The organism is Paenibacillus sp. IHBB 3054 (assembly GCF_051594305.1).
In the GTDB taxonomy this organism is placed as follows: Bacteria; Bacillota; Bacilli; order Paenibacillales; family Paenibacillaceae; genus Paenibacillus_AQ.
The window spans coordinates 1-25,452 of the sequence record NZ_JBOFBG010000034.1 but is presented as its reverse complement, the minus strand read 5'-3'; the positions used below and the strand labels follow the sequence as shown (position 1 = coordinate 25,452).

The following is a 25,452-nucleotide window of genomic DNA, read 5'->3' as shown; positions in this document are numbered from 1 at the left end:
TGCTCATTAATGGAAGGGAATCCCTCCCATATTGTCGAATTACCATACATATTGTAAATCCAGAGGATATGGGGTTGGGTTATGTTTGAAGCACTAAGGGCACTCTTCCGAAAATCAGATTCTAAGCCTTCACAGGCTGTACATAAGGCACATGCTCCAAAAGCTAAGCCGAAGGTGGCTCCCATCCGAATTGGAGAGATAGGCGAACATAAAATCAACATCCAACTCGATCAACTCCCTAAGGAGTGTAAAGCGCTAAACGATCTATTGCTCCCTAATCCGAAATCTAGAACTGGTTACGCCCAGATTGATCATGTTGTTATTTCTCCGTATTGCTTATTTGTAATTGAGACGAAAAACTACAATGGAGAAATTAAAGGTGGACGAACGGACCAACAATGGACAGTCAGCAATCGTTTCAAAATGTATAATCCGCTGAAGCAAAACTATGGACATATAAAGGCCATCGAGAGTCTGATAAAAGGTGTAGCCGCAGTGAAATTCATCTCTATGGTTTCATTCACGATGAGATGTCGGTTCAGTATTGATTCTGAGCTTCGGAAAATCCATTCGGATGAACTGGTTGTCTATGATGTGGAACTAAGTGAATTTATCTCTAGAAAGCTGATCAGCTTGAAAACGGGAACACCTGAACCTCTTATTTCTGCGGAGCAGGCCCAAACGATATACGATCATTTGGTTCAGGCTAATATCACCGATTCCGAGATTCGTAAGCTTCATGTACAAAAAATAAAGGGAGGTCTACTATGAAAAGTATGTGGCTTGTTCGAGCGGGGGAAAAGGCATATCTTATTAATGAATTTAAAGAAAAGCAAGCTGTGGCGATAGGTTGGGCTCATTTGGGAGATATCGGTGTGGTAAATACACTACAAGAGATGAAGAGGCTGTTGAAGGTAAGGTATCCTGGATATAAAGAGGGTAAGATTAATATTACTGCTGGCCAGATTTTTCGTTTTGTAAGTGAATTTAAAATAGATGATCAGGTAATCACGTATAATCCTGAAGAGCGCCTCTATTACATAGGAAGAATCAATTCAAAATATGAATATAAGCCTGATTATATTACGGATAAGCCCCATATTCGCAGAATAGATTGGGAGGGAACTGTATCCAGAGATGTTTTGACGGCAAGCGCCCGGAATACTCTCGGTTCCATAATGACTATTATATCTATCCCGAATGATGTTCAGAAGGAATTGCTCAAGCAAATGGTAACCGGACAGACAGAAGGTAATCAACCAAGTCAACCCATAGAGTCTGTGCAAGCTGAGACAGAGGAAGAAGCTGAAGAATTAGCGCTGATCAAGGAAGACGTCATTGAGAAGTCTAATGAATTTATAAAGGATAAGATTGCTAAGTTAGACTGGGAGCAAATGCAAGAATTTGTTGCGGGCATCCTAAGAGGAATGGGCTACAAGACGCGAATATCACCCAAAGGACCAGATCGAGGAAGAGATATTTTTGCATCCCCAGATGGTCTAGGGCTTGAAGAACCCAGGATTATAGTGGAAGTAAAGCACCGTTCAGGCAGTATGGGATCTAATCAAATACGTAGTTTTACTGGAGGATTAAGAGTAGGAGATCGGGGGATTTATGTGTCTACTGGTGGATTCACCAAGGAAGCGAAATATGAAGCGGAAAGATCTAATATTCCTTTATCGTTAATAGACTTGGATCTGCTCGCGGAATTAGTAACGCAATACTATGATCAATTTGATTCGGAGACACGGACATTAATACCGTTAAGAAAAATATATTGGCCGTTATAAGTTTGAATGTTTTCTTTATAGACGTTCTTAAGAGGAAAGCAAGGCCTTTCTCTGATTAAGACGTAATTCAAGGCATACGTTAATTTTATATTGGGGCTGTTCATGCGACAGTCTTTTTTCTTGTGTGTTTTTTGGAAGGTAATCCTTCCCATATTGTCGAATAACCATACATATTGTAAATCTAGTAGATCCACAGGCTTTGCAGCAGGTACAAACTTCAAAGCCGAAAGTGGCCTCCACAAGAATTGGTAAGCTAGGTGAACATAAAATTAATATCCAACTGGAAGTGATCTGCTGCTCCCTAATCCCAAGTCGCAGACAGGGTACGCCCAGATCGATGATTTTGTAATATCTCCGGCAGAAAACCCAGAACCGTTATTTTCTCAAGTACAGGTTGAATCTATATATGACCAACTGAGCCAAGCTAATATTAAAGACCCAGCGATCCGCAAGCTTCATATAGAGAAAATTACATCGACTACTAAAAATCGTTAACAATCTTGGAGGACAACATGCCATTACCGGAAATAATCACACAGATATTCAAGCGTAAACAAAAATCCTATAAGATGATCCTAATCTTATCCTTAATTGAAGAACTGAGAGTAACCAAACAGGAGCGCGTGTCGTTCGATCGAGTGAAGGATCGGTTTCTTAACTATTTCATTGCTGAACAAGAAAGAGGAAACCGGGTAGATAAGCCACCAGGGCGGGAGCTATGGAGGGATGCTCCAAAAAGTCAGCTGAAAGATATCGTTAACAGTCCTGTTAATGCCCTTTCGCATATTTTATTTGTGAATTCGGAAGATAACACGATAGGTTTTCATAGCCAGCTTCGAAGCCAGCTAGGGGAAGAGGAGCTTTCGCAATTAGAGAGTCTGGCCTATGACGAACTTGGGTCTTATAACGCCGCTTTGCAGCATTTCTCTTTGCAAGGTTATCTGGAGAAGATTATGGCGGAGTATACATCTGCCAAAAAGGAACCTTTCGCGGGTCATGCACTTGGTACATTGTTTCGTCAGACACTTCCTTCCGAGCTCAAAGCATTACCTTTCATAGATGAGCAATACAAGGTTCAAGGTTCCGTTGGACAAGGAAATTGGGCAACCGTTCCTTGGCTAGCAATCCTGGATAAACGGATCACAGAAACGACTCAGCATGGGGAATATGTAGTGTATCTGTTTGCTGAGGATATGAGTGCTGTCTATCTTACGTTTAACCAAGGAGTGACGGTACCTATTCAAGAGAAGGGACGTAGAGAAGGCTATGCTTATCTACGAAACCAAACACATGAGATTCGAGAGCTCCTTTCTCTTACCCATATGAATAAGGATGAGAATATTCGTCTCATGAATAGCGGACTTGGTCAAGATTATCAGGTATCGACTGTTGCTTACATTAAGTACGAAAGAGGAAGCGTTCCGAACGATGAACAACTGATTCGAGATCTGGAAAATGTTATAGAAGATTATCGTCTATATGTGGACACTGTGACAACTACAGGTAATGAAGCCAATGACGAGGAAGTGGAAATATTGCCACAAGAAGCGGAGCCTCTGAAGGACGAGCAAGTAACAGGTATCCTCCACCAAATCCAATCCCACATCCGCAGCCAAGGCTTCTTTTTCCCTGAGCACCTCATCGAGAACTTCTACCTCTCGTTAAAAGCCAAGCCTTTTGTCATCTTGGCGGGCATATCTGGCACGGGGAAGACTAAGCTAGTGAAGCTCTTTGCAGAGGCCCTTGGAGCAACGAGGGATAATGGTCAGTTTACCTTGATCCCAGTCCGGCCGGATTGGAGTGATCCTGCGGATCTGCTGGGGTACAAGGACCTCTCGGGCAGGTTCCAGCCGGGTCCGATTACGAAGGTGTTCGTGGATGCGCGGAAGCTGGAGAATCAGCATAAGCCTTATTTTATCTGCCTGGATGAGATGAATTTGGCCCGGGTCGAGCATTATTTCAGTGATCTGTTAAGTGTGCTGGAAACACAGGAGTGGCGGGAGGGAAGAATCACTACGCAGGACCTTATCTCGCCTACCTTGCTGGATACGCTTGAGGATCAAGAGACATATGGTGGCCTTGGCATCCCGGAGAATGTGTTCTTGATCGGGACGGTGAACATGGACGAGACCACACATCCTTTTAGCAAAAAAGTACTCGACCGTGCCAACACGCTAGAGTTCAATTACATCAATCTAGAGCAGTATCCGGATTTGGGTGAGCAGATAGAGGCTAGTGATAGCCCTGATGCTGCCGAACTGAATCATCTATTTCTGCGCTCCGATTATTTGCAGCTAGTTGATGCCTATGATGTCAATAAAGAGCTCGTTGTCCGGACGACAGAAAGATTGGTTAAGATCAATGCCTTGCTTGAGGATATTCATGCTCATGTGGGCTTTCGGGTGCGGGATGCGATTTGCTTCTATATGATTTATAACGATCGGTACAAGCTGATGAGTGAGGAAGAAGCTTTTGACTGGCAGCTGCTGCAAAAGATACTGCCGCGCATCCAAGGGAGCCACTCCTCGGTTCGACGAGTCCTGCTGAACTTGATTAAGGGTGCTATTGGTAGTGGTGCTGGCGTGACGGTAAATATTGAAGAACTCAAAGAGGATGCTACTCCACTCTATATGAAATGGGCTGCTGGCCAAACTCCGCCTACGGCCAAACATCCGCAAAGTGCTCGTAAATTGGCTTTTATGCTCAGGAGGCTGGAGGAAGATGGATTTACCTCATTCTGGCTCTCTTAATGGGGCGGCCGAGTTGCTCCGTGTAGAAACGGAGCTTTTTACGCTTTTTCTTCAAGGACGGCCTTATCATCCTACGGTAGAGACATTGCAGCTTCATCGTTCTTCTAGTCAGGAGTGGGTGAGTGCACAGCTTGGGCTAGATTGCTCTGAACGGCTGGGTAATGTGCAGATCAAAGTCTTCTCACCTGAGCTGGGCGGGATGGTGGAGTGGCAGCCGAATGAGTCGGTATTTCCTTGTTTTTATGAGACACAATCGTATGAACTGGTTATCCAGAACAAGTGCGCGGATAGCCTTTCTTTTTATCATGAGAATGTGCTGCTGCGGCAGGCGGTTAAGCCTCTAGGGGACTCTATTCTTGCGGGTGTTCTGAACTTTGGGAATGAGGTTGGTTTGACGGAGTGGGAGGTCCGAAGCGCGGGACAGACTTTACTGCGGGTAGAAATGGAGATTTTCCCCTCCAAGATGGATTACAAGCTGGATTACCAGAATATTTTGAATGAAGTAAACGCGCAGATTTATAATTTGGCATTTGATTTTTTGCGCCGAACCTACCAGCTAACAGGCCTGCGGGAGACGCAGCATCAGAGCCTGACGGAGTTCTTCACCATACTACAGCATGTCTTTAGACAGCTCTTGGATGCCGTCGAGCGGATTAACAAGAATCCTAATTACGCGCTGCTCCAGGATCGCCGACTCGTGGATGCCAATCGGGTCAAAAAAGCAGGAAGAGAGAATATCCGCGAGCTCGCGAAGCATCCCGAACGATTGAGAGAAGATACGAACCATGGATTCTTAACCATCGGCAGCCGGAATTATACAGCTACACATTTAATAGAGACACGTAAACGCCTCGCCTATGATACTAATGAGAATCGGTTCATCCGCTGGATGCTGGAACGTATTCATGGGAAGCTGAAAGAGCTCAAGGGTCGCTGGAAGATGAACAGCCGAACCCCAGATCCATTACTTATCAAAAGGTTAGATGCCATGCTCACGCAGCTAGAGCGGGTGCTCAAAATGGATTTCTTGCGTGAGGCTGGAGTGCTGAAGCAGATGTCCGTTACGCTTGTGCTGCAGATGGCCCCTGGATACCGCGAAGTCTATCGCTGTTATCTGATGCTGCTTAAAGGCCTGTCTATCCAAGGTGATCTGCTCCGCTTATCTATGAAGGATGTTGCTCAGCTCTATGAGTATTGGTGCTTCTTGAAGCTGAATCAGCTTCTGGGGCAGAAGTATAAGCTGGTGAAGCAGGATATTATTAAGGTGAATCGGAACGGTATCTTTGTTACGCTGGATCGCTCGCAGAGCGCCAAGATGGTCTATGAGAATCCAATCAATGGCGAGCAGTTCATCCTGTATTATAATGCGATTCCTGGAACGGACAAGACCCCAACGCTTAATCAGCGCCCGGATAATGTGCTAACCCTGAAGAAGAAGGATGCGGGCACAATCAAAGAGTACAAGTATGTCTTCGATGCCAAGTATCGCTTAAACCCTGCTTACGAGGGGACTTCCTATCATCGGACGTATGGACAGCCGGGGCCTGAAGAGGATGACATTAATACGATGCACCGCTATCGGGACGCGATTGTGTATCAGGAAAAAGGCTCAGGGGAATATGAGCGAAGCATGTTTGGGGCGTATGTGTTGTTTCCCTATCCGGATGAGGAGCGGTACAAAGCCCACCACTTTTACAAAAGCATTGAGCTATTGAATATCGGCGCGTTACCGTTCCTACCGAATTCTACAAGCTTGGTGGAGCAATTCTTAGATGAGATTATTCAGGATAGTCCGGAAAAAGCTTACGAACGCTCCACACGTCCACGGGGGACGAGAGAATACTATGCCAATCAGCTTGCGGGCAAAAATGTGCTTGTCGGTTCTGTTCGCGGACCCGGGCAGGTGGAGGTGGCGTTGCAGAAATCTTTTTATCATATGCCATTAGAAAACCTTTCAGATGTAAAGATACTCACCCAGCTCGAATATGTGGCGATGTGCCAATCCAGAAAGAAATTTCATGATCCTGCAAAAACGGGCATTCACTGGGTCGGCAAAGTGGAAGATTGGAAGGTGCTGCGACGTAAGGAGATCAAGGAAATCCCTTGCCGCCCGGGTACAGAGGAAGATCTGTATGTGCGATTTACGGTTGAGGAGTGGAAGCGGTTGGCTGCTCCTATCGCACTTGGAGGACAAGGGATCTATACGGTGCTCTATACGAGTAAGTACATCCTGGACCGGGCCTTGGAGATTGCCGAGCTCCGTCTGGAAACGGAGGAAGCACTGCGCGAGTGGCGGGAGAAGCGCCGCAAGGGCAGAGTGAAGGTGAAGCTGGATCATGAGCAGTATGTGGATCTAGGGAAGGTTGTGGAGGTTCGGAATATATAAGGGAAGTGAGCGATGCGAAATAGTAAGCAGTATAGAAATAGCAGCGGCACAGAAGGTTATCTGTATCGCTGTTTTTGTTGGCGTACAACGATGGAGATTTAGTGAGATCTATTACAAATATTCCTATTCTATGTATACTTAATGGCAGAGCTCTTAGGGAGTAGCCATATCCACAGAATTCGGTTTATCTCCTGCCGAATTTTGCCTGAATCGAATTGAATCAGGTACTGGTTGTTGTGCCAGATTACTGAGTGACTGTAATATAGCTTTTTATGATGGAGATCAAATACCTATTTCAGGAGTCTGATATGAGCAGAGAAGCGGAAAGTGTTACAAAGTATTTCAGAAGTGCTGTCGCAGCCCAGGCGAATACTGGCTTGGATTTTAAAAACGATACCTTCTTTCTTATTGAGCCTTCTCAATTGTTGGAGGGAAGAATTTATAGTGGGGTGTGCGAGAAGGTCTTTGTTGAAGCTAATAAAGATTCCAATAATGAGGGCCACAAGCTTAAAAAAAGGTCTATAAACGTCATCGTTTGTATGAAGACAGTAAAGACAATATATGAAGCAAACGCCAAAATACAAGAAGATATTGACGAATTGACTGGACTGTTTTTTGTACCTGCTAAATTGAACGATAACGGTTACCTTTCATTTGACTCGGACAATAAAAAGCTGCCATGGTTCCCCAGAGAGTACTTGCAACCGATGATAGAACCTAAATTAGCTATTGGTAGTGCAAGTGATGTTGATTCTTATATAAGCGACCATGTTGATCAAGTACAGTTGATTAGAACATGGGCCGATTATCTCTCATTTGTTAAAGAGTTTTATGAAAAGATAACGAGCAGTGAATTTGAAGATAGCAGCATTACTAATGAAGAAGAGCATACTCAGATTGAACTGGAAAAGAATATGTATCTTTTTATTGATAACACAGTTAATTCTACATTCAATATTATGAGGCTGTATAATCACTTACTTGAAGATCCACAGGCTAAGCCCCTATATGATACCTTTACTTCAACATCAGAAGCGATCTCGGAGCCCTTAATCCCTCATTCAATCTCCAATATGCAGCTTCATGCTGGACAAATGGGCGGAGAGCACCCGCTATCTCCTTCTCAGAGAGAAGCCATTAATCATTATAATCATATGAATAACGGTGAAGTGCTGGCTGTCAACGGGCCCCCGGGAACTGGGAAAACCACGCTATTACAATCTATTGTTGCTGATACATATGTGAAAAGAGCAATTTTAGAAGAAAAGCCACCTCTGATGGTAGCAACATCAACTAATAATCAAGCTGTTACGAACATTATTGCCTCCTTTGGCAATATAAAAAAAATACTTGCTGCTTCGAGCCTTGAAGAACGTTGGATAGAAGGTGTTCATAGCTTTGCTACTTATTTCCCTTCTGGAGCGAAAGTGAATGAGGCGGCGACACAAGGCTATCAATTTACCAATAATAAAGGCGAATACTTTTTATCTGATATCGAGACGGAAACGAATATCAACGCTTCGAAAACCAAAATAATAGAACACTGCGGGAGACTGTTCAATAAAGTTTTTAATACGGTGGAGGATTGCCGCATTGCTCTTCACCAAGAGCTGTTGTTCTTTGAGGAAAGCAAAAGGAAGCTACTTGTACTATGTGAGGAGTCTAAACAATTCCATAATCCTGATATCCCCATCAATCTGCAGTTGGATAAGCTCAAGGAAAAGATAAATGGTTTCGAAGAGCAAATTCATAGATATCAAGATAGAGTTTCTGGGTGGGAAGCGAAATATAGCAAAGTACCTTACTTGGTTAGACTTTTTTCAAGAATGATTAAGAAAAATCTCAAAAGAATTCAAACGGAGTTCAGGCTGTTTATTTCCACGGATGAGCTTACGTTTCTTAATGAATATATGAGCATTGAAGAAATCAAGGAAATATACAGTCTGCAAATTGCTGAACTCCGCAGTTCATCCGTGACCTTAAAAAAAGATGCACTATTCATTGAGGACTGGATCAAGAGGTATGATGATGAATTGAAAATACTGAGAGAGCACGGGGTCATTCTTCATGATCACGAATCTGATATATATAAGATTTCTATGGATACAATCAATGAACTGATCGATAAGAAAATTCGTTACCGTGAGTTTTGGTTAGCGGTTCATTACTTCGAATGCAGGTGGGCAAGCGGCGAAGATGAACTAAGTGAAAAGCAAAAAGGCAGAAATTATGATAATGTACTTATTAAATTTTATAACAGACTCTCCATGATTACTCCTTGCTTAGTAATGACATTCCACACGCTTCCCAAGCAATTCTTGGCATATACAGGTCAGAAGAATATATTCCTCTATAACTTTATTGATTTGTTAATTGTAGATGAAGCTGGACAAGTATCACCGGAAATTGCAGCTGGCGCATTCGCACTCGCAAAGAAAGCGGTTGTCGTTGGGGATGTTTATCAGATTGAGCCTGTATGGAGTATTAACAAGTCGTTGGATAATACATTGGCTTTGACTAGCGGTTTAATCCAATCCGTTGACGGATACAGTAATTTAGAAGAGCTTGGTTTGACCAGCTTCGGATCAAGTGTAATGAAGGTTGCCTCAAAAAGCTGTAAATATGAAAAATATGATGAGAAGGGTTTGTTTCTGTCCGAACATCGACGTTGTTATGATGAAATAATAGATTATTGCAATAAACTGGTGTATAGAGGAAACCTCATTCCTATGAGAGGAAAGGGAGGTAACCGTAAGGATCATCGTCTGCAAGCTTGGCCGCAAATGGGGTTTCATCAAATCGAAACGGATAGATCAAAGAAACAAGGAGCCAGTAGGTATAACCATACGGAGGCAGCTGAAATCGCTGAATGGCTGCATCAACATTTTGATGTCATCCGTAGTGCATACCCGGAAGATGCGGAGAATAATCTGGTTGGGATAATAACGCCGTTTAAATCTCAAGTAGGATATATAAGAGCAGCATTAAAGAAAAAAATGCCTCAAATATGGAAAAAAATAAGTGTGGGCACTGTACATACATTTCAAGGAGCCGAACGGAATATTATCATACTTTCAACAGTATATGGTGTGAATGATGGGTGCTATTTTATTGATGCAAATAAGAGCCTCATGAACGTAGCTGTATCGCGGGCCAAAGATCATTTCTTTGTATTTGGGGATACTCGCTGCTTGAAAAATAACCAAAGTAGCGCTAGCGGACTGCTTAAGTCGGTTGTGCAAGGATCAGTGAATTCTTTGGGAATAAAGAGCTGAGAATTTATGTTAATATATTTGGTTGTCTTGAGCTTGTATATGCATTTGACGGAAGGTACTCCATTTATTCAAGAGTATATTGACGAAATAATTATGAAAGTAAATCCTGAATTAAAGAATTTTCTTAAAGAAAGTGTGTATTTGAATATTGAATAATTATATGATCTTGGCTTCTGAAGGGGAGAAGCTAGCATCAACTCATTCCAAGGAAGTGATTACATGGATAAACAAGCGGAAAAAATATTGCTGGATACCTTCTGGACTTCAGCCGGTTGGAAGAGTAGTCCGGATGCCTTTTCCGGCGAGAATTTCGACTATGCCAAAAGCAAAGGGGTAATGTTCGATCCTTTAACCATTACCCATGACGAGATTGTCTTACGTTTGCATGAACTGCATCAGAGGATCACCAAAGAGCGGGTAGCTGCCGTGTTCATGCACAGCTTATCGACGAAAAAAGTCTATTGGCGGAGTGCCCTTTCAAGCTGGGCCCTGACTTCCGGTCTACCTGTGCATACCTATGAGCAGCGGAGTTCAGTCCGGCCCAATTACAGCAGCTGCGGGGATTGTGATTTTCACAGATTAATGTCAGACCTGGAATATGTAAATTATGATTTGAATGTTCTGAATTTCGAACGGGTCAAATGGGGAGGTATTCGTCTGAATACACTTCTATACTGCTGGCTGGATCTTGAATTATTCAGTAAAGAAGAAGGTTTCGAGAGTACCGCCGAGGATGCTGCCATACTCTCCAGAATGCTCGAAGCGGTTCAGGATTGTGCGGACCATGAGAGTGCACGGATGCTGGAGAAGCGTTGGAAGGAAGTGATTCCTTCCAGCAAGAATGAACGGGATGTGATGATGGAGATATGGGGATATGCCGGATTGTTGGTACCGCGTGATACACCCCGAAAGCGCAGAGGCGGGAGTCATGATTATAACTCTGTAGCGGAATGGCAGGGGAATGACGGCTATTCTCAGGAAGCGCTGGAGTTTTATTTCGGTGCATTTTTGTAAATGCATTATACCTTTTAACTATAACCAGATATTACTTTTAAGTGTTATGTAGATCATATTCCTCCATGCTAGAATCTAACCATTAGAGAAAGACATGTGGTTATATAGAGGAGGATTTTACATGTGCAATAGATTTCAAATCGTAGGCAGCCTGTTGCGTCCGTCGAATTTATTAGAATATAAACATCAGATTGAGCATCGGGATGATATCAGTTATCCCTTTTACCAAGATTTCCAAGGGTATGAGCAGTGTGAAGCTGAGGCGATTCAGGCTGTAGTTGATAAAGAAATTAATAATGGGTTGTCCATTCTTACGGATGGAGAACATTCTAAATCCATGTGGCATTTGGATTTTGTCTGGGGCTTCCAAAGCATTAGCCGCTATATAGCGGATCATGGATATTTTTTCAGAGATACAGATGGGGCTTCAAAATATGAGACTAGAAAAGATATTGGTTTGCGCATCACAGGTGAATTAGGTGGAAAGAACCATCATTTTATTGATGTATTTAAGAAACTTCAAGCCCTTGCGGGCGACCGTGAAACCAAGCTGTGCATACCTTCTCCATCCCATATTTTTGGTGAGTTATCGTGGTCGGATAACATTGGCGGCACAGAAGCGGTTTATAAGGACAGACATGAGCTTAAAGACGGTCTGGTTAAGGCTTATAAGGAATTTGTTGCGGATTTTGCTGCTGCTGGAGGACAAATTCTTCAATTCGACGATTGCTTATGGGAGCTATTTGCAGATGATAACCCGAACTCTCCATATACCGGCGAGAATATCAATCAAGAGGAAGTACAGGCTCTAGCTACAGAATTTATTGACATTAACAATACAGTCATTGATTATGGTCATAGCTTAGGCCTCAAAATGTGGACTCATAACTGCCGTGGTAACTATGATTCCCGTAATATGGGCGGCGGATCGTATGCAAAAATTGCTAATCTGTTCTTGAAGCAGCTGAAATACGACCGCTTTTTCCTGGAATGGGATGATGACCGTGCAGGCTCCCTTGAGGCGCTTGCGGTGTTCAAAGATAAGCCTGAAACGGAAATTGTACTTGGATTGTTGTCTTCTAAGACCAATACGCTTGACGATGAGGCCCGTGTAGTTCAAATGCTTGATGAAGCCTCGAAAATTATTGATAAGGATAGATTATTACTTTCTCATCAATGCGGGTTTGCGTCCTGTGATGGCGGCAATGAATTAACGGAAGATGAACAGTGGGCGAAGATCAAACAAGGACAACAGATTGCACAGCAATATTGGGGTAATTAATATTTAACTTAGTTAATGAGGGGAGCAGGTCCCCTTCCTTAAGACTGTCGAAGATATTGTCGGCAGTCTTTTTTATATTGGATTATCGGAATCCCGAAGGGATACTGTGTAAAAGGAAGCATGCTCCTATGGAGCACAATGTCGCATTAATCCGGCTGCAATGTCGCAAAAGTACATGGATACGGAGTGTGTTGATCGATTATACTCGCTTTATATAATATGATAATGAAAATCATTATCATACAAAAGGGGGAGTCAGCATGAACAGAGCAACAAAGAGGCAGGCAACCGGCAGCAAGATAAACGCCGCCCAAAAACTAGGACCATTAATGGTATGGATGCTGGCACTGGTACTTGTGCTGACGGCTTGCGGCACTGGAGGGGGAACCAATGCAGGCACAGCCGCACAGCCGTCTGCTGCAGCTTCAACCGAGCCGTCTCCAGCGTCAGAAACTCAGGCTCAGACATCGCCGGAGGCGCCGTCTGCTGCAGCCTTCCCGGTTACCATCCAGCACATGAAGGGTGAATATACGCTGACCGAGAAGCCGAAGGTGATTGCTGCGCTTGATGTGAAATTTGTCGATCAATTGATAGCGATTGGTGAGCACCCGGCAGGCAGCGTTGTGGCTGGAGGGAAGGACGCCAAGTTTCCAGAATATTTAGGCGACCAACTGGGTGAGGTGAAGGTCCTCGGTACACGCGATGAGCCCAATCTTGAGGCTATTGTGGCGTTGAATCCGGATCTTATATTGATGACCGACTTTCAGGAGCAGGTGTATGACAGCGTCAGTAAAATTGCGCCTACAATAGTACTCGACTTCTACGAGGATTGGCGGGATACGTTGGCTACCATCGGTACGATAACAGGCAAGCAGGCGGAGGCAGAGGTAGTGCGTCAGGCTTACGAGGACAAGATCGTCGGACTGCGGGAGAAACTGTCGGCGAAGCTGGGCGACGAAACGGTAGCGCTGATTCGCCCGAGACCGGAAGGTATTCGGGTACATGGTCCCGAGCATCGGACCGGAAGCATTCTTTATGAGGATTTGGGGTTAAATGTCCCTGCATTCGTTCAGGAGATTAAAGATGACACCTCCGTTGAAATTTCGATGGAGAGAGTCGCTGATATCGGAGCAGATCACTATTTCCTGCTGTCGGATGAATTGTTTGCCAAAGAGGCAGAGGCTCTGGCGGGCAGTCCGGTCTGGAAATCCCTTGATGCAGTCAAGAATAACCGTGCATATAACGTGAATTCAACGCTCTGGATCGCTTACTATGGTCCCATTGCTCTCAACATTATCGTAGATCAGGCCTCGGAAGCGCTGCTGGGATCGCATTGAAATGGACAACTATCTGTCGTCTGTCTCCTGGAAGCAAATGGCGGAAGAATACCGGCTGTGGCTAGGTGAGCCGCCTAAAGGCAGCGTCCGTACTATTGCTCTGAGCCAGTTGTATGAAGAAGCTGCATGCCGCGAATATGTAAGCTGGCTTAAGGATTATATCGGCGCGCCGGATATGCAGGTTGCCGCTTCCATGCTGGCCAAGCGGATCGGCTATCTGTGGATCGCGCCGTTGCTGACCGCTATGACCTTTCATAATCGGGAAGTCTCCTTCCCGCTGGACAACAGCTTCCTTTATCATCCGGCTTCCCCGGCTTTTAAAGTGGATACACCTTTTCCTTTCCTGGCGCTGAACGGACTTCGGGCAGTATCGCCACCGGAAGACAGGGAAGTGTGGCGGCAAGAGGTCGTAGAGGAGATTTTTGCGGTAAGACTTGCGCCGCTGCTGCAGACGCTTGCCGCCATTGGCCCCGTCTCTACAGCGGTGCTTTGGGAGAATATTATGGTGCGTATTGCTCCGCTGTATTCTCCTGGAGCAGACGAATCCAGACAAGAAAGGCAGCGGATGCATGCAGATTTTACGTTCCTGACCCGGATGGCCCCCGGGCAACTGTTTGGCGAAAGGCGGAATCCGTTTACCCGTTTTACAGAGAACAATGACCTGGTTCAGGTTGCGAAGAACAAGCGTATCACCTGCTGCTTTTATTACCGGATGTCAGGAGAATATTGCGTAAAGTGTCCGAAAATTGACAATGAGAATGAATCTCAATTAAAATGACAATAGAAACATTGTCAGGAGATGAGAGGAATGCCGCTGCAAGAGCAGGCAAGTTTATGGAGTGATACGACAATCAAGACGCTTGACGTGCGCAGCGGTACTTTGCCGCCCGGCGGTGTTATGAGCGAAACGGGATTGACAGCCAATCTGTTGCTGCTGGCAGGCGGCGGAGAAGGGGGGCTTGTGATGAATGGTGAAGTTTGCCATATCCGGGCCTCTTTTGCTTGTCACGCTGTCAAGGGATCAGCTTTTACTTTGACTGCCGGATCGGAAAACATTCATTATACCGTTATTATTTACAAGGCAACTCCTATGACGGGAGCCGCCCATGTTCTGTTCCCGCAGCGTAATCACCCGCTGCGCACTTCGTTTGTTCACTATCCTGTGCTCCCGGCGGAGCTGCATCAGGCGGCGGACAAGATTGTAGCCAAATGGAGCCGGGGAGAGGGGCTGGAACGTTTCCATGCCAATGCGCTGCTGCAAGGAGTGCTGTATGAGCTTATTATGGAGCATGAACGCGGCCGGGGCGGCGCAGAGCCGGACATGGTGGATGTTGTCGCTGCCTATATAGCGGGGCATTATCGTCAGGAGCTGAAGCTTAAAGAGCTGGCTGCGCTTGCCGGCTGCGGCGCGAGACAGCTGCAGCGGCGGTTCAAACAGGAGAAGCTGCTCGGACCGATGGAATATGTGATCCAGCTGCGGATGGAGAATGCAGAGCGGATGCTGCGTCATACGGACGCTCCCATCGGCGAAATCGCTGAAAGAACAGGCTACCACGACATGTATTACTTCAGCAGAGCGTTCAAGAAATATTATGGAGTTTCCCCACAGCTCTACAGGCGCACTGCCGCTTCCGGGACCGGTGCGCTCTCCGCTTGTTCCGGGCTGCCGGACCGCTTGGCCTGCTCGTACGAGTCGCTGCAGGGACCGGTGATATGCCATATGCGAGGCGAATATTTCGTTACCGCTTCTCCGCGGCGGATCGCCGTACTCGACATTCAATATGCTGACCATTTGCTTGCGCTTGAGATGCTACCGGCAGGAAGTGTAGGATTGGGCAGTGCGGCGTTAAATTTCCCCCCATATATCAGGGACAGGCTTAAGGCAACGGAAATGCTCGGAACCTATGAGTACCCGGACCTGCAGGCTGTGGAACGGCTGCAGCCGGATTTGATTATCTGTACCGAGGTGCATGATCAGCACTATGAACGCTTAAGCCGGATTGCTCCAACTATAATGTTTAAGCGTAATGAGAGCTGGCAGAGAATTCTGAGCCTGTTCGGCGAACTGACGGGCAAGCGGGCGGAGGCGGAACGTATTATTACGGATTACATTCGCCGGACGGCATTACTGTCAGAAGAACTTGCCCCGGTACTGGCGGGTAAGAGCGTGGCTCTGATCCGTCCGCGTGAGTCAGTGGTTCGGGTACATACTGCCTCTCATCGCACAGGCGCCGTGCTGTACCGGGACCTTGGTCTGCCTGCTCCGCTATTTGTCGCAGACACCTCCGACACGGCTTATCATATTTCAGTCGACAGACTACCGGCTGTGCATGCTAATCACTACTTTTTACTTAGCAACGAGATGATGCAGGAGGGAATATCTGTGACAGAGCAAAGCGTCTGGGGCATGCTTGATGCAGACAGGCGGCAGCATATATATCCGGTGGATGCCGCTACATGGATCGGCTGCTATGGACCGACAGGCATCAATTGCATTGTGGATCAGGTGGCCCGCGCCCTGCTGGCCTGAGCGGCAGCCAAGGAACCTCAGCTTAGTGCGGAGCCACTGAATAAATTTGTTATTAATTCACAAGCACCTGTCATTGGCAGGTGTTTTTGAGCTTCTAACATACGAACGTTTGTGCTACAATATCATTTGTGAATATATGGAAAGCGGTGAGTTTATGACAAAAAGGCAATGGGTCACTAAATTTATGCTGATGCACAAATGGGTACTTGTATGCGGGTTCGTAATCACTACATTAATGACGATGATCAATCTGATTTATCCGTTCCTGGGCGGGAAAATCATCAATATCGCTTTTTATGATAAAGACATGAGCGCCTTTTTGAATTTGTGCTTAATCTATGCCGGCATACTCATTTTCAATCAGTTCGTCGTTGCGACGTTAAACAATCTCATTTCCTCGCATTTGATGACGGGTTTTGTCTTTGATATACGGCGGGCTCTTTTCAAAAAAATATTACATAAAAAAGGGAAAGACCTCTCCGGGATGTACAGCGGAGATATGATCAGCCGAATGAACCACGACGCCGCGGATATTATGAATCTCATTTTCTGGAGCGGACTTTGGGGATACTCCAACTTTCTGCATATCCTATTCGCTGTCTGCTTCATGTTTTACTACAATATATTTCTGGGGGCTTTTACGGTCGTGCTGGTTCCCGTCGTGTTTTTTACCTCGAAATATTTCAAGGCAAGAGCGCAGAAGGTCAACAAAGATATTGCAGCGGAACAGGGTAAACTATCCTCTTATTTATTTGAGATTGTGAAAAATTTGCGGGAGATAAAAATCCTTAACGCAAGTAAAAAAGTAAGGAGCGTTTATTTAAGAAAAACGACATCCATCAATAAAATGAACGTGGAAAACGGAAGAATCGAAGTGACGACAGAAAGGCTTAATTCGTTCATCACACTTATCGCACAGCTGTTGATATTTGTGATCTGCGCCTATTTCATCGTTAAAGGCCAAATGCAGCTCGGCGTTTTTGTAGCCGCCATAAGCTATTTCAATATAGCCGTGAACTACTTCAGCTCCATCAACAGCAAAATTGTCGATGTCTGGGGACAGACCGTCTCCTTACAACGTGTCGTGGATATATTAAATGAAGAGGAAGAAGATTATAAAGAAAACCATCCTCCAAAACAAATAAAGGAGGGCAAGATTGAATTTAACAATGTCACCTTTGGATACACCGAAGATAGACCTATTCTGAACGGATTCAATCTCCGCGTGGATGCAGGAAGCACGATTGGCATTGTCGGAAAAAGCGGCGCAGGTAAAACAACGATGGGGAACCTGCTCTACAATCTATATAACGTTGACAGCGGCGAGCTTCTGATCGACGGAATGAATGTCAATGAGTATAACCTGCATAGCTTGCGGAGCCAGGTGGGGATTGTCCATCAGGAGACCATCCTTTACGATAATACCCTGCGTTACAATCTTTCATTTACCAGCAACAAGGATAATGATGACGCATTAATGGAAGCTATTAAGAAAGCCGCTCTTTATGATGTTGTCCTGACATTCCCTGACGGACTGGACACACTGCTTGGGACTGAAGGGCAAGAATTATCCGGCGGGCAGAAGCAGCGTCTGGCTATCGCAAGGATACTAGTCAAGAATCCTAAGATTCTGGTCTTCGACGAAGCCACAGCATTCCTCGACAGCCGGAACGAAGCGCTTATCCGGAACGTGATGAGTGAGATGTCACAAGATCGGACGCTTATTATCATTGCCCACCGTTTTTCCACCATTAAAAGCTGTGATAAAATCGCGGTTTTAGCGGATGGCGTTGTCAAAGGCTTTGATACTCACGACGTACTGATTAGAAACAATAAAACGTATATAGACTTATTCAGCGAACAGTGTTTAGGAGGTGAAGCTGTATGAAACGATTGGACACATTTAAGGCATTAACCCGGGATATAGACGGTATTAACAAGCCGTTGATTGTGCTCGGCTTTTTCAAGCTGTGGAACTTAATTTTCGGGCTTATCCCTCTGTTCTTGTACTCGTTTTTGGTTAATCGCGTTTTAGTAGATAAGAATATGAACGAGCTGTGGCCGGTCATCACCGGTTATCTGGCTGTTTTCCTGTTCGCGACAATCGGCATTGCAGTCAGTAAGCGGTTTTCCAACCGGTTAATACTAAAATATGACCTGAGAATAAAGAATAAATTGCTGAAAAAGTATATCAGCCTTGATAATGATGTATATAGCAAATATAGCATTGGCGACGTTAGAAGCCGGATTGAGAACGATTCTACTGCTGCCGGGAATTTTTTTGCGACCCATATATTGGATTTTATCTACGCTGTCGTTTACGCTGCTGCGCTGGCGGTTATTTTGTTATGCTACGACTGGCGAATTGCGCTCCTCAGTTTTGTTTTTGTTCCGGTCTCTTTATTTACGGTTAATTTTTTGGGAGGTAAAACGAAGACAACCGGAGAGGAACTATGGAAACTGCAAATTAAATATGAATCCTTCCTACACTCGAATTTTCAGAACTGGAAGGATGTTAAGACCAACAACCTTGAAGACGCACAATTGGATGAATTAAACGGACACTACAAGAAAATAAGGCATATTTGGTTCCTAAACCAGCTCTATTTGCATCTGGGGATTACCTATTCATTCTTCACGAAAAACTTCATTACCCAGCTGTTTATCTACTTTATTGGCGGATTATTTGTAATTAAGGGCTATTCGCAAGTCGGTGTGCTGCTCGTTTTTATCAGCTTTTACGGGCAGTTTTTCGGGTACATAGAGAGCATTAGTAATTCCATGATGAATTATAAGAATGATTCAGTGAATATCGGAAAAGTGATCGAGATATTAAATTTAGAAGCAGGCAAGAGACCCTATAAGAAAATTGACGGGACAGATCTAAACGTTGAAAATCTGAGATTTACCTATGAGGGGAACGAATCATTTGCTCTTGACGGTATTTCGTTCTCCGTGAGTAAGGGCGAACATCTGGCCATCGTTGGAGAAAGCGGCAGCGGCAAGTCTACAATCGCTAAACTGCTGACCGGGCAGATTAACCCGCAAGGGGGGACTGTACAGATAGGCGGCATTGATATCTATACGGTGAACAGCGAGAGTGTGTCAGAAAAAGTTAGTATAGTTGTGCAGGAACCCGTTCTTTTCAATATGACGATCAGAGAAAACTTATTGCTGGCAAAGGCCGGCGCAACCGATACGGAATTGATAGAGTGCTGCCGCAGAGCGAGTATTTATGACTTCATTGAAACCTTGCAGAATAAATTGGATACGATAATCGGAGAAAAAGGTGTACAGCTTTCAGGAGGCCAGAGACAGCGCTTATCGATTGCCCGTGCTTTTTTACAGGACAGGGACATCATCATTTTTGACGAAAGTACCAGCGCTCTTGACAACGAAAATGAGAATGACATCATTACAGAACTCAAGAGCCTTTCATCGGGGAAAACCATGATTTCCATTGCTCATCGTTTATCTACTATTCTGGACTGCGACAAGGTAATGGTTCTAAAAGATGGCAGGGTGGTAGCTTTCGATACCCATCAAAACCTATATAACAGAAACGAAACCTATGATTTGCTTTTCCAAAGTCAGTATATGGCAGGTTGATTTAAGGGAAATAGAAGATTAAGGAATGGAGCGGGCGTATGTCCGCTTCATTTTTTTGGTTTAGTTCTCATTCAAATGATAGATTAGTTGCACAACGCCAGAGGAGAATTTTCTTGTATTAACCATTGTCAAATTCAACCTCTGTTTAATATCAATAAACAACGGTTTTCCTTCTCCCAGAATGACTGGGTGAACAGATAATCTAAATTCATCAACAAGCCCTAAATTTATAAAAGTTGTAATAAGACTTGCTCCACCATATAGCCAGATGTCTTTGCCAGGCGTGTTTTTTAATTTATTTACTTCTTCAAGAATATTATCATTTATGAATATTGCTTTATGATCAGTCCCTTTTTGTGTCCTCGAAAACACGTATTTTTCTTTACTATGAATTAATTCCCAAATTTCTTTTTCAGTATCATCTTGTTCAATTCCTGGAGTATATTGTCCCCATAAATCATAGCTTGTTCTTCCATACAAAATAGTGTCAATCTGATTTAAGAAATGAATAAACTCCATCTCAGAATCCATAATGCACCAATCAAGTTCCCCGTTTTTTCCTTCAATAAAACCATCTAAAGTAACTGCTAATTCTAAAATTATTTTCCGGTTCATGATTTGTTACTCCTTTCGTTGATCTACTACCTATTATAGATCTTAAATATGTCACCTTATGTCATATTAATAAAAGAAAGGGGTACATTCATCGAGAGGGTATTTTAATGATTCTTCATGTTGAAAAGAAACTTAGCTCTGAAGTGCTACATATCCATGGGCGGCGGATGATAATGAAGTATTATAGATGAAAATGGGTCACCTGTAGCGAGCTATATATGCTCATACAGGTGACTATTAATTTGTGGTATTATCAGTCAAATATTCTTTATTATCCTATGATATTTGTTTTTTTCTTTATAGGAAAACAAATTTCCGTTAATAAGTTGGCAGCTTCGTTGGCCTCTTCAGGGGAGATATGATAAATATTAAAAGGGGAGCCGTTCAGTTCATAATCATTATCTAATATCCATCGAGCGACTGTTTCATTCACTTCACTAAGTTTGTTATAATTTCCTTCATAGATAAATGAAGCCACGGTTTGTTCTTTTTCTATTTTAATATTTGCTTCTTGCAGATTTTCATAATCCCCTGAAATGCATTTTTGGACTTCAATATCAATCCTTTGATTTTGAACATCCTCTTCGTAAAAAACTGTTAAATTAAAATGCGGATAGCTTAGACGTACATTCTGGCCATGAACGATCATGGAAAGTCTTTTCCATAACAGAGTTTCATCCTGATACTGCTTGATTTGTGCGCGTAAATAAATGACACGTCGTTGTGGTATTTTCTTTGCCGTTACCGTATATTTTGATGACTCTTTCTGAGCGTTTAGGTGTTTAATCATGGAGTTTATTAACAATATTTTATCTTGCTTCTCATTTATTTCCTCCTGCAATTGTGCCGCTTGCATATTCAAAAACTTCATCAGATGAATATCCTCATCATATTCATATAAAATCTTTTTTATTAGATGCAGACTGAATCCCATGGTTTTCAACATGTTTATTTTGTTAGCTACTGCTAGCTGGTGTTCATAATAATACCGATAACCAGTACTTTCATCAATAAAGCCCGGAGAAAGTAAATCAATGTCAGCATAATGCCTAAGCATCTTAGTACTTAACTGCGAAAGAATAGAAAAGTCACTAATTCTAAGCATCGAAATCCTCCCTAACATTGTCTAATTTCTGGTTTTCAATAAATGTAAAGCGAGCAGAAATGCCGAAACGCCCAAGATCAGAAATAACAAGATAGTACCTAATATCGAGTTCCAGTTAATTGAGTTTTGTAAAATTAGATCCCTTATACCATTTATAACATATGTGAAAGGATTTACCGATACTGGGATTTTAAAAGCGGCCGGGATATATTCATAAGACATCAATGAAGTACTCACAAAAAAGATGGGAAGTATGAATGTATTAACAATGGCTAAAAAGGAATTTTCCGTTTTGAAAATCATACTAAGAGCATAGGAGAGGCTTGCTACAAAAAAAACGCACAAGAAAATTAAACAAATAATGAGTAGGCACCCGAGCATTCCAGTTGCTATTTTGACTGACAGGAAAAAAGAAAAAATAAGGAGTATAAAAACTTCGACAAAAGTTAAAATAGCTGCATCAAAAATATGTCCTAATACAATAGAGCTTCTTTTTACAGGAGAGATGAATATTCGATAAAAAATCCCTTCTGATTTCCAGGAGTAATTTGAAATTCCGCTCATACCGGATGATGTAAGTGTTACGAGAATCAGAATTCCAGGAAGCGTATAAGCCGTATAATTATCTCCAACATACGTTTCCGATTGGAATATCGTTGTAAATAATAGCAGCCAAATTAACGGCTGTATGAGTGTCATAATTATAGTTTCCATATTTTTGAATCGCCATTTTACATTTCTTAAGACAATGCTGAAGGTTCTCATTTTACTTCCTCCCCGTATAATCATTTAAAAGCTCATTTCTTATGGGCTTACTAGTGAATTTCAGGAAAATATCGGATAATGAAGGATTTTGAATTTCTATGGCACAAAACCCAATGTTATTCTCGGTTAATAATAAATTTGTTGTAGCAAAGCCTTCAGAGCTGTCATCTACAGAAATATATAATGTCTTTTCCTCGACTCTTATATGTTTGAAAAAGTTCTGAGCATTCAAACGTTCTACAATAGCAGCAATGTTATCAACGGTATTAAGCTCAACTCTAATAACAGGCTCGCTGAAATATTGTCTAAGTTCTTCCATGCTGCCTTGAATTAGAGGTTGCCCGTCTTTCATGATGCAAATTGTGTTGCTTAATAATTGAGCTTCTTCCAAATAATGAGTTGTCAAAAATATAGTCGTGTTAAACTTCTCTTGGATTGTCTTAATCATTTGCCACAAAATCTGTCTTGATTCTATATCCAAGCCAACGGTCGGCTCATCTAAAAATAAAACTTTTGGATGGGATATCATACTCATTGCAATATCGAGCCGTCTTGCCACCCCTCCTGAATATTCGGATACATTGTAATCACAATATTCTGTTAGGTGGAAGGCTTGTATTAGTTCTTCACTGCGAGCGTGTATGGCGGTAGAACCTAGACCGAACAGTCTGCCTTGAAATTCTAAATTCTCCTTAAGTGACATGTGTTTGTCTATGGATGTATGTTGAGCGACGCAGGAGATGCAGTTTCGGATGTTTTGGCTTTCATTCTTTAAATTATGTCCCATAATTGTAACTTCACCGGAAGTTGGTAAGATGAAAGTGGTAAGGATGTTAATCAATGTAGATTTTCCCGCCCCGTTTTGGCCAAGCAGAGAAAATATTTCTCCTTGTGAGACAGTTAAGTTGAAATTGCTTAAAGCCTTTTTTCCATTTTTAAATATCTTACTCAGTTCCTTCACTATAATAACTTCCAATTATTCCACTCCCTTACTTGTTATGTAAAGCGATCATAAACTATCCTATAATAGGAAAGTCAAGGGTCCATTTTCTTTAGTGTATGTTTGGGGAATTTATGTTTTTTCGGGGTTTTTAATGTTGTTAAGCTCACAGACAAGCTGCGGCTTATTCCGATATGATGGTGGCCGAGGAACAACATAGGGTTCGGGAGGGCTAGTATGAAGGGTAAATCGCTTCGAGGCATATGGATCATGTTTGTCGTATTTGTCGTTATCTTTATTTTGAATATGAGTGTGGTATCGGATATTAATGCAACACAGCGGATGTGGCTTGTAATGGATGTGTGGTCGCTGGTCCTTTCGATTGTTCTGCTTTTCCGGCATCGGTTGCCGTCGGCCAAGCAAATTTGTATCTCGTTGATTTTGGGTGGGCTGGTATCCTTGTCCTATCTTCAAGGAAGTGCCTACTCCATTATCAGCAGCTTCCTGATTACCGTGATGGCTGCACTTGCTGTATTCAGTACATTTGCAGTATATCGGGAGAGTCCGGTTCAATTATTGAGATGGAATGGAAAGGGCGGGGTGACGGGCAGTATTATATGGGGGCTGCTCTTCGGGCTGGCTTTGGGTGCTGTAAATGTGGGACTGATGCTCTCCAATAATGAGCTGGATTTTCAGATTTCGCTGTCACGCTTTCTCGTATCGCTGAGTCCGGCAGTTCTTGAAGAGATCGCTATGCGAACCTTGTTTTTTGCCTTTTGCTACAGCCTGCTGCAAGGAAGAATTACTACGAAGGGGCAGCGGTTTACCTGCTGGTTTATGATGGTCATTCCGCATGTGCTGATTCATACGCCAGAGGCCTTTATGAGCCAAGGCGTGATTTCGGGTCTTGTTAGTGTCATACTGTACACGGTTATTTTCGGGCTGCCTTTTGCCTATTTGCAGTGGAAGCGGGATGTGACTTCAGCGATGATTGCGCATGGCGTGGTTGATTTTATCCGGTTCTGCTTGTTCGGCTTGCCATTTTAAATATTTCATCTGACACGACTAGCTCATTGCGATTAGCTCTTTGGATAGAATAAGAAGGACATCCTCTTGTTGGAATCTAGCTGGAATACTCCATACATACAGAAAGACGGATTATAATGGGGGCGTAAATTATGTCGAATATTAAAATGCAGAAATTTGAAAAGGTATTCAATAAATTCACAAGCTCAAAGAAAATCAATGAGGGAATTTTATTAATAGAAAGCACAAACGAGGACTTCTCATTTAGTAAAGGCTATGGCGGGAAGGAATTAAATTCACCTTTGCTTATGGCGAGTATCACAAAGTTATTTACTACTGCTTGTATTTTGATTTTGGTAGAGCAGGGGAAGCTGTCATTAGACGAAAAGATTTCAAAGTATTTTGAAGTTGAAACTTTAAACGGGCTTCATGTTTACAAAGGTAAGGATTACTCTTTTGAATTAACAATATCGGATTTGCTGTTTCAGACAAGTGGACTGCCTGATGTATATGAAGAGGGTAAAGACAGTGTAAAAGAGCGGGTTATTAAAGAGGATTTTTATATCACCTTTAGTGAGATGATCGCCTGGGTTAAGAAACTGAGCCCACATTTTGCGCCACGAGGCAAAGGGAAAGCTTACTACGCAGATATAAACTTTGATATACTTGGTGAAATTATTGAAGCTGAAAGCCAATTAACATTATCAAATGCATATAAAAAGTATATTTTCGAACCGCTTGGGCTTGTAAATACATATCTTCCAGATAGCGAAAACGATGATATACCACAAGTCTATTATATGAATCAGCTCCTTCATCGTCCTAAGTTTGTTATTAGCAGCCGTGCAAGTGGCGGTTGTGTCACTACTGCTTATGAATTAATGATATTTGTAAAGGCTTTCTTTGGAGGAAGGCTGTTTAATAAAACAACTCTCAACAGGATATCAATCTATAACAAGCTGCAGGCTTCCATGGGGCCCATTTACTACGGAGGCGGGTATATGCAAATTCCCTTAAATGGATGGGTC

Annotated in this window: 18 protein-coding genes; 14 read left to right on the top strand and 4 right to left on the bottom strand. The window is 43.2% G+C overall.

Annotated elements, in window-relative coordinates:
- Positions 1–81 precede the first annotated feature (81 nt).
- From ACQ76X_RS26715 to ACQ76X_RS26660, 12 genes are all read left to right on the top strand, one after another.
- Positions 82–771, top strand: coding sequence for a nuclease-related domain-containing protein (locus tag ACQ76X_RS26715; protein WP_438496811.1), 690 nt, complete (start codon positions 82–84; stop codon positions 769–771).
- Entirely contained in the window at positions 768–1,790 is a 1,023-nt protein-coding gene (locus ACQ76X_RS26710) for a restriction endonuclease (protein ID WP_438496810.1), read from the top strand. The genes ACQ76X_RS26715 and ACQ76X_RS26710 overlap by 4 nt, the downstream gene beginning before the upstream one ends.
- Before the next feature lie 512 nt (positions 1,791–2,302).
- The gene (locus ACQ76X_RS26705; protein WP_438496809.1) at positions 2,303–4,540 is read left to right on the top strand and encodes an MrcB family domain-containing protein; all 2,238 of its coding nucleotides are present in this window, start codon (positions 2,303–2,305) and stop codon (positions 4,538–4,540) included.
- On the top strand, positions 4,512–6,926 hold the full coding sequence (locus tag ACQ76X_RS26700) for a DUF2357 domain-containing protein (RefSeq protein WP_438496808.1): 2,415 nt from the start codon (positions 4,512–4,514) through the stop codon (positions 6,924–6,926). Before ACQ76X_RS26705 ends, ACQ76X_RS26700 begins: the two co-directional genes overlap by 29 nt.
- A gap of 308 nt (positions 6,927–7,234) precedes the next feature.
- Positions 7,235–10,201: a DEAD/DEAH box helicase gene (locus ACQ76X_RS26695; protein WP_438496807.1), complete on the top strand. Its 2,967-nt coding sequence runs from the start codon at positions 7,235–7,237 to the stop codon at positions 10,199–10,201.
- A gap of 219 nt (positions 10,202–10,420) precedes the next feature.
- On the top strand, positions 10,421–11,215 hold the full coding sequence (locus tag ACQ76X_RS26690) for a hypothetical protein (protein ID WP_438496806.1): 795 nt from the start codon (positions 10,421–10,423) through the stop codon (positions 11,213–11,215).
- 121 nt (positions 11,216–11,336) lie between these two features.
- Positions 11,337–12,497, top strand: coding sequence for a cobalamin-independent methionine synthase II family protein (locus ACQ76X_RS26685; RefSeq protein ID WP_438496804.1), 1,161 nt, complete (start codon positions 11,337–11,339; stop codon positions 12,495–12,497).
- A gap of 260 nt (positions 12,498–12,757) precedes the next feature.
- Positions 12,758–13,834, top strand: coding sequence for an ABC transporter substrate-binding protein (locus ACQ76X_RS26680; RefSeq protein WP_438496803.1), 1,077 nt, complete (start codon positions 12,758–12,760; stop codon positions 13,832–13,834).
- Between the two features lies 1 nt (position 13,835).
- Complete coding sequence (locus tag ACQ76X_RS26675) at positions 13,836–14,612, top strand: IucA/IucC family C-terminal-domain containing protein (protein WP_438496802.1); 777 nt, start codon at positions 13,836–13,838, stop codon at positions 14,610–14,612.
- A 30-nt stretch (positions 14,613–14,642) separates the two neighbouring features.
- Positions 14,643–16,364, top strand: coding sequence for a helix-turn-helix domain-containing protein (locus ACQ76X_RS26670; RefSeq protein WP_438496801.1), 1,722 nt, complete (start codon positions 14,643–14,645; stop codon positions 16,362–16,364).
- Positions 16,365–16,518: 154 nt separating this feature from the next.
- Positions 16,519–18,252 (top strand): ABC transporter ATP-binding protein, encoded by a 1,734-nt coding sequence (locus ACQ76X_RS26665; RefSeq protein WP_438496800.1) that lies wholly within the window; start codon positions 16,519–16,521, stop codon positions 18,250–18,252.
- Between the two features lie 62 nt (positions 18,253–18,314).
- Complete coding sequence (locus ACQ76X_RS26660; RefSeq protein WP_438496867.1) at positions 18,315–19,973, top strand: ABC transporter ATP-binding protein; 1,659 nt, start codon at positions 18,315–18,317, stop codon at positions 19,971–19,973.
- A 60-nt stretch (positions 19,974–20,033) separates the two neighbouring features.
- On the opposite strand, the gene ACQ76X_RS26655 is transcribed toward ACQ76X_RS26660, so the two are convergent.
- The 4 genes from ACQ76X_RS26655 to ACQ76X_RS26640 all read right to left on the bottom strand — a co-directional run bounded on the left by ACQ76X_RS26655 (position 20,034) and on the right by ACQ76X_RS26640 (position 23,434).
- The gene (locus ACQ76X_RS26655; RefSeq protein ID WP_438496798.1) at positions 20,034–20,588 is read right to left on the bottom strand and encodes a dihydrofolate reductase family protein; all 555 of its coding nucleotides are present in this window, start codon (positions 20,586–20,588) and stop codon (positions 20,034–20,036) included.
- Positions 20,589–20,859: 271 nt separating this feature from the next.
- A complete protein-coding gene (locus ACQ76X_RS26650; RefSeq protein ID WP_438496796.1) occupies positions 20,860–21,693 on the bottom strand; it encodes a MerR family transcriptional regulator in 834 nt (277 codons plus the stop codon).
- A 21-nt stretch (positions 21,694–21,714) separates the two neighbouring features.
- Positions 21,715–22,458: an ABC transporter permease gene (locus ACQ76X_RS26645; RefSeq protein WP_438496795.1), complete on the bottom strand. Its 744-nt coding sequence runs from the start codon at positions 22,456–22,458 to the stop codon at positions 21,715–21,717.
- Between the two features lies 1 nt (position 22,459).
- Complete coding sequence (locus tag ACQ76X_RS26640; protein WP_438496794.1) at positions 22,460–23,434, bottom strand: ATP-binding cassette domain-containing protein; 975 nt, start codon at positions 23,432–23,434, stop codon at positions 22,460–22,462.
- Positions 23,435–23,635: 201 nt separating this feature from the next.
- Between ACQ76X_RS26640 and ACQ76X_RS26635 the strand changes: the two genes are divergently transcribed.
- Both ACQ76X_RS26635 and ACQ76X_RS26630 read left to right on the top strand, forming a co-directional pair.
- Positions 23,636–24,445 (top strand): hypothetical protein, encoded by an 810-nt coding sequence (locus ACQ76X_RS26635; protein ID WP_438496792.1) that lies wholly within the window; start codon positions 23,636–23,638, stop codon positions 24,443–24,445.
- Between the two features lie 131 nt (positions 24,446–24,576).
- Positions 24,577–25,452 (top strand): serine hydrolase domain-containing protein (locus ACQ76X_RS26630; RefSeq protein WP_438496791.1); only part of this gene is annotated, 876 nt, incomplete at its 3' end.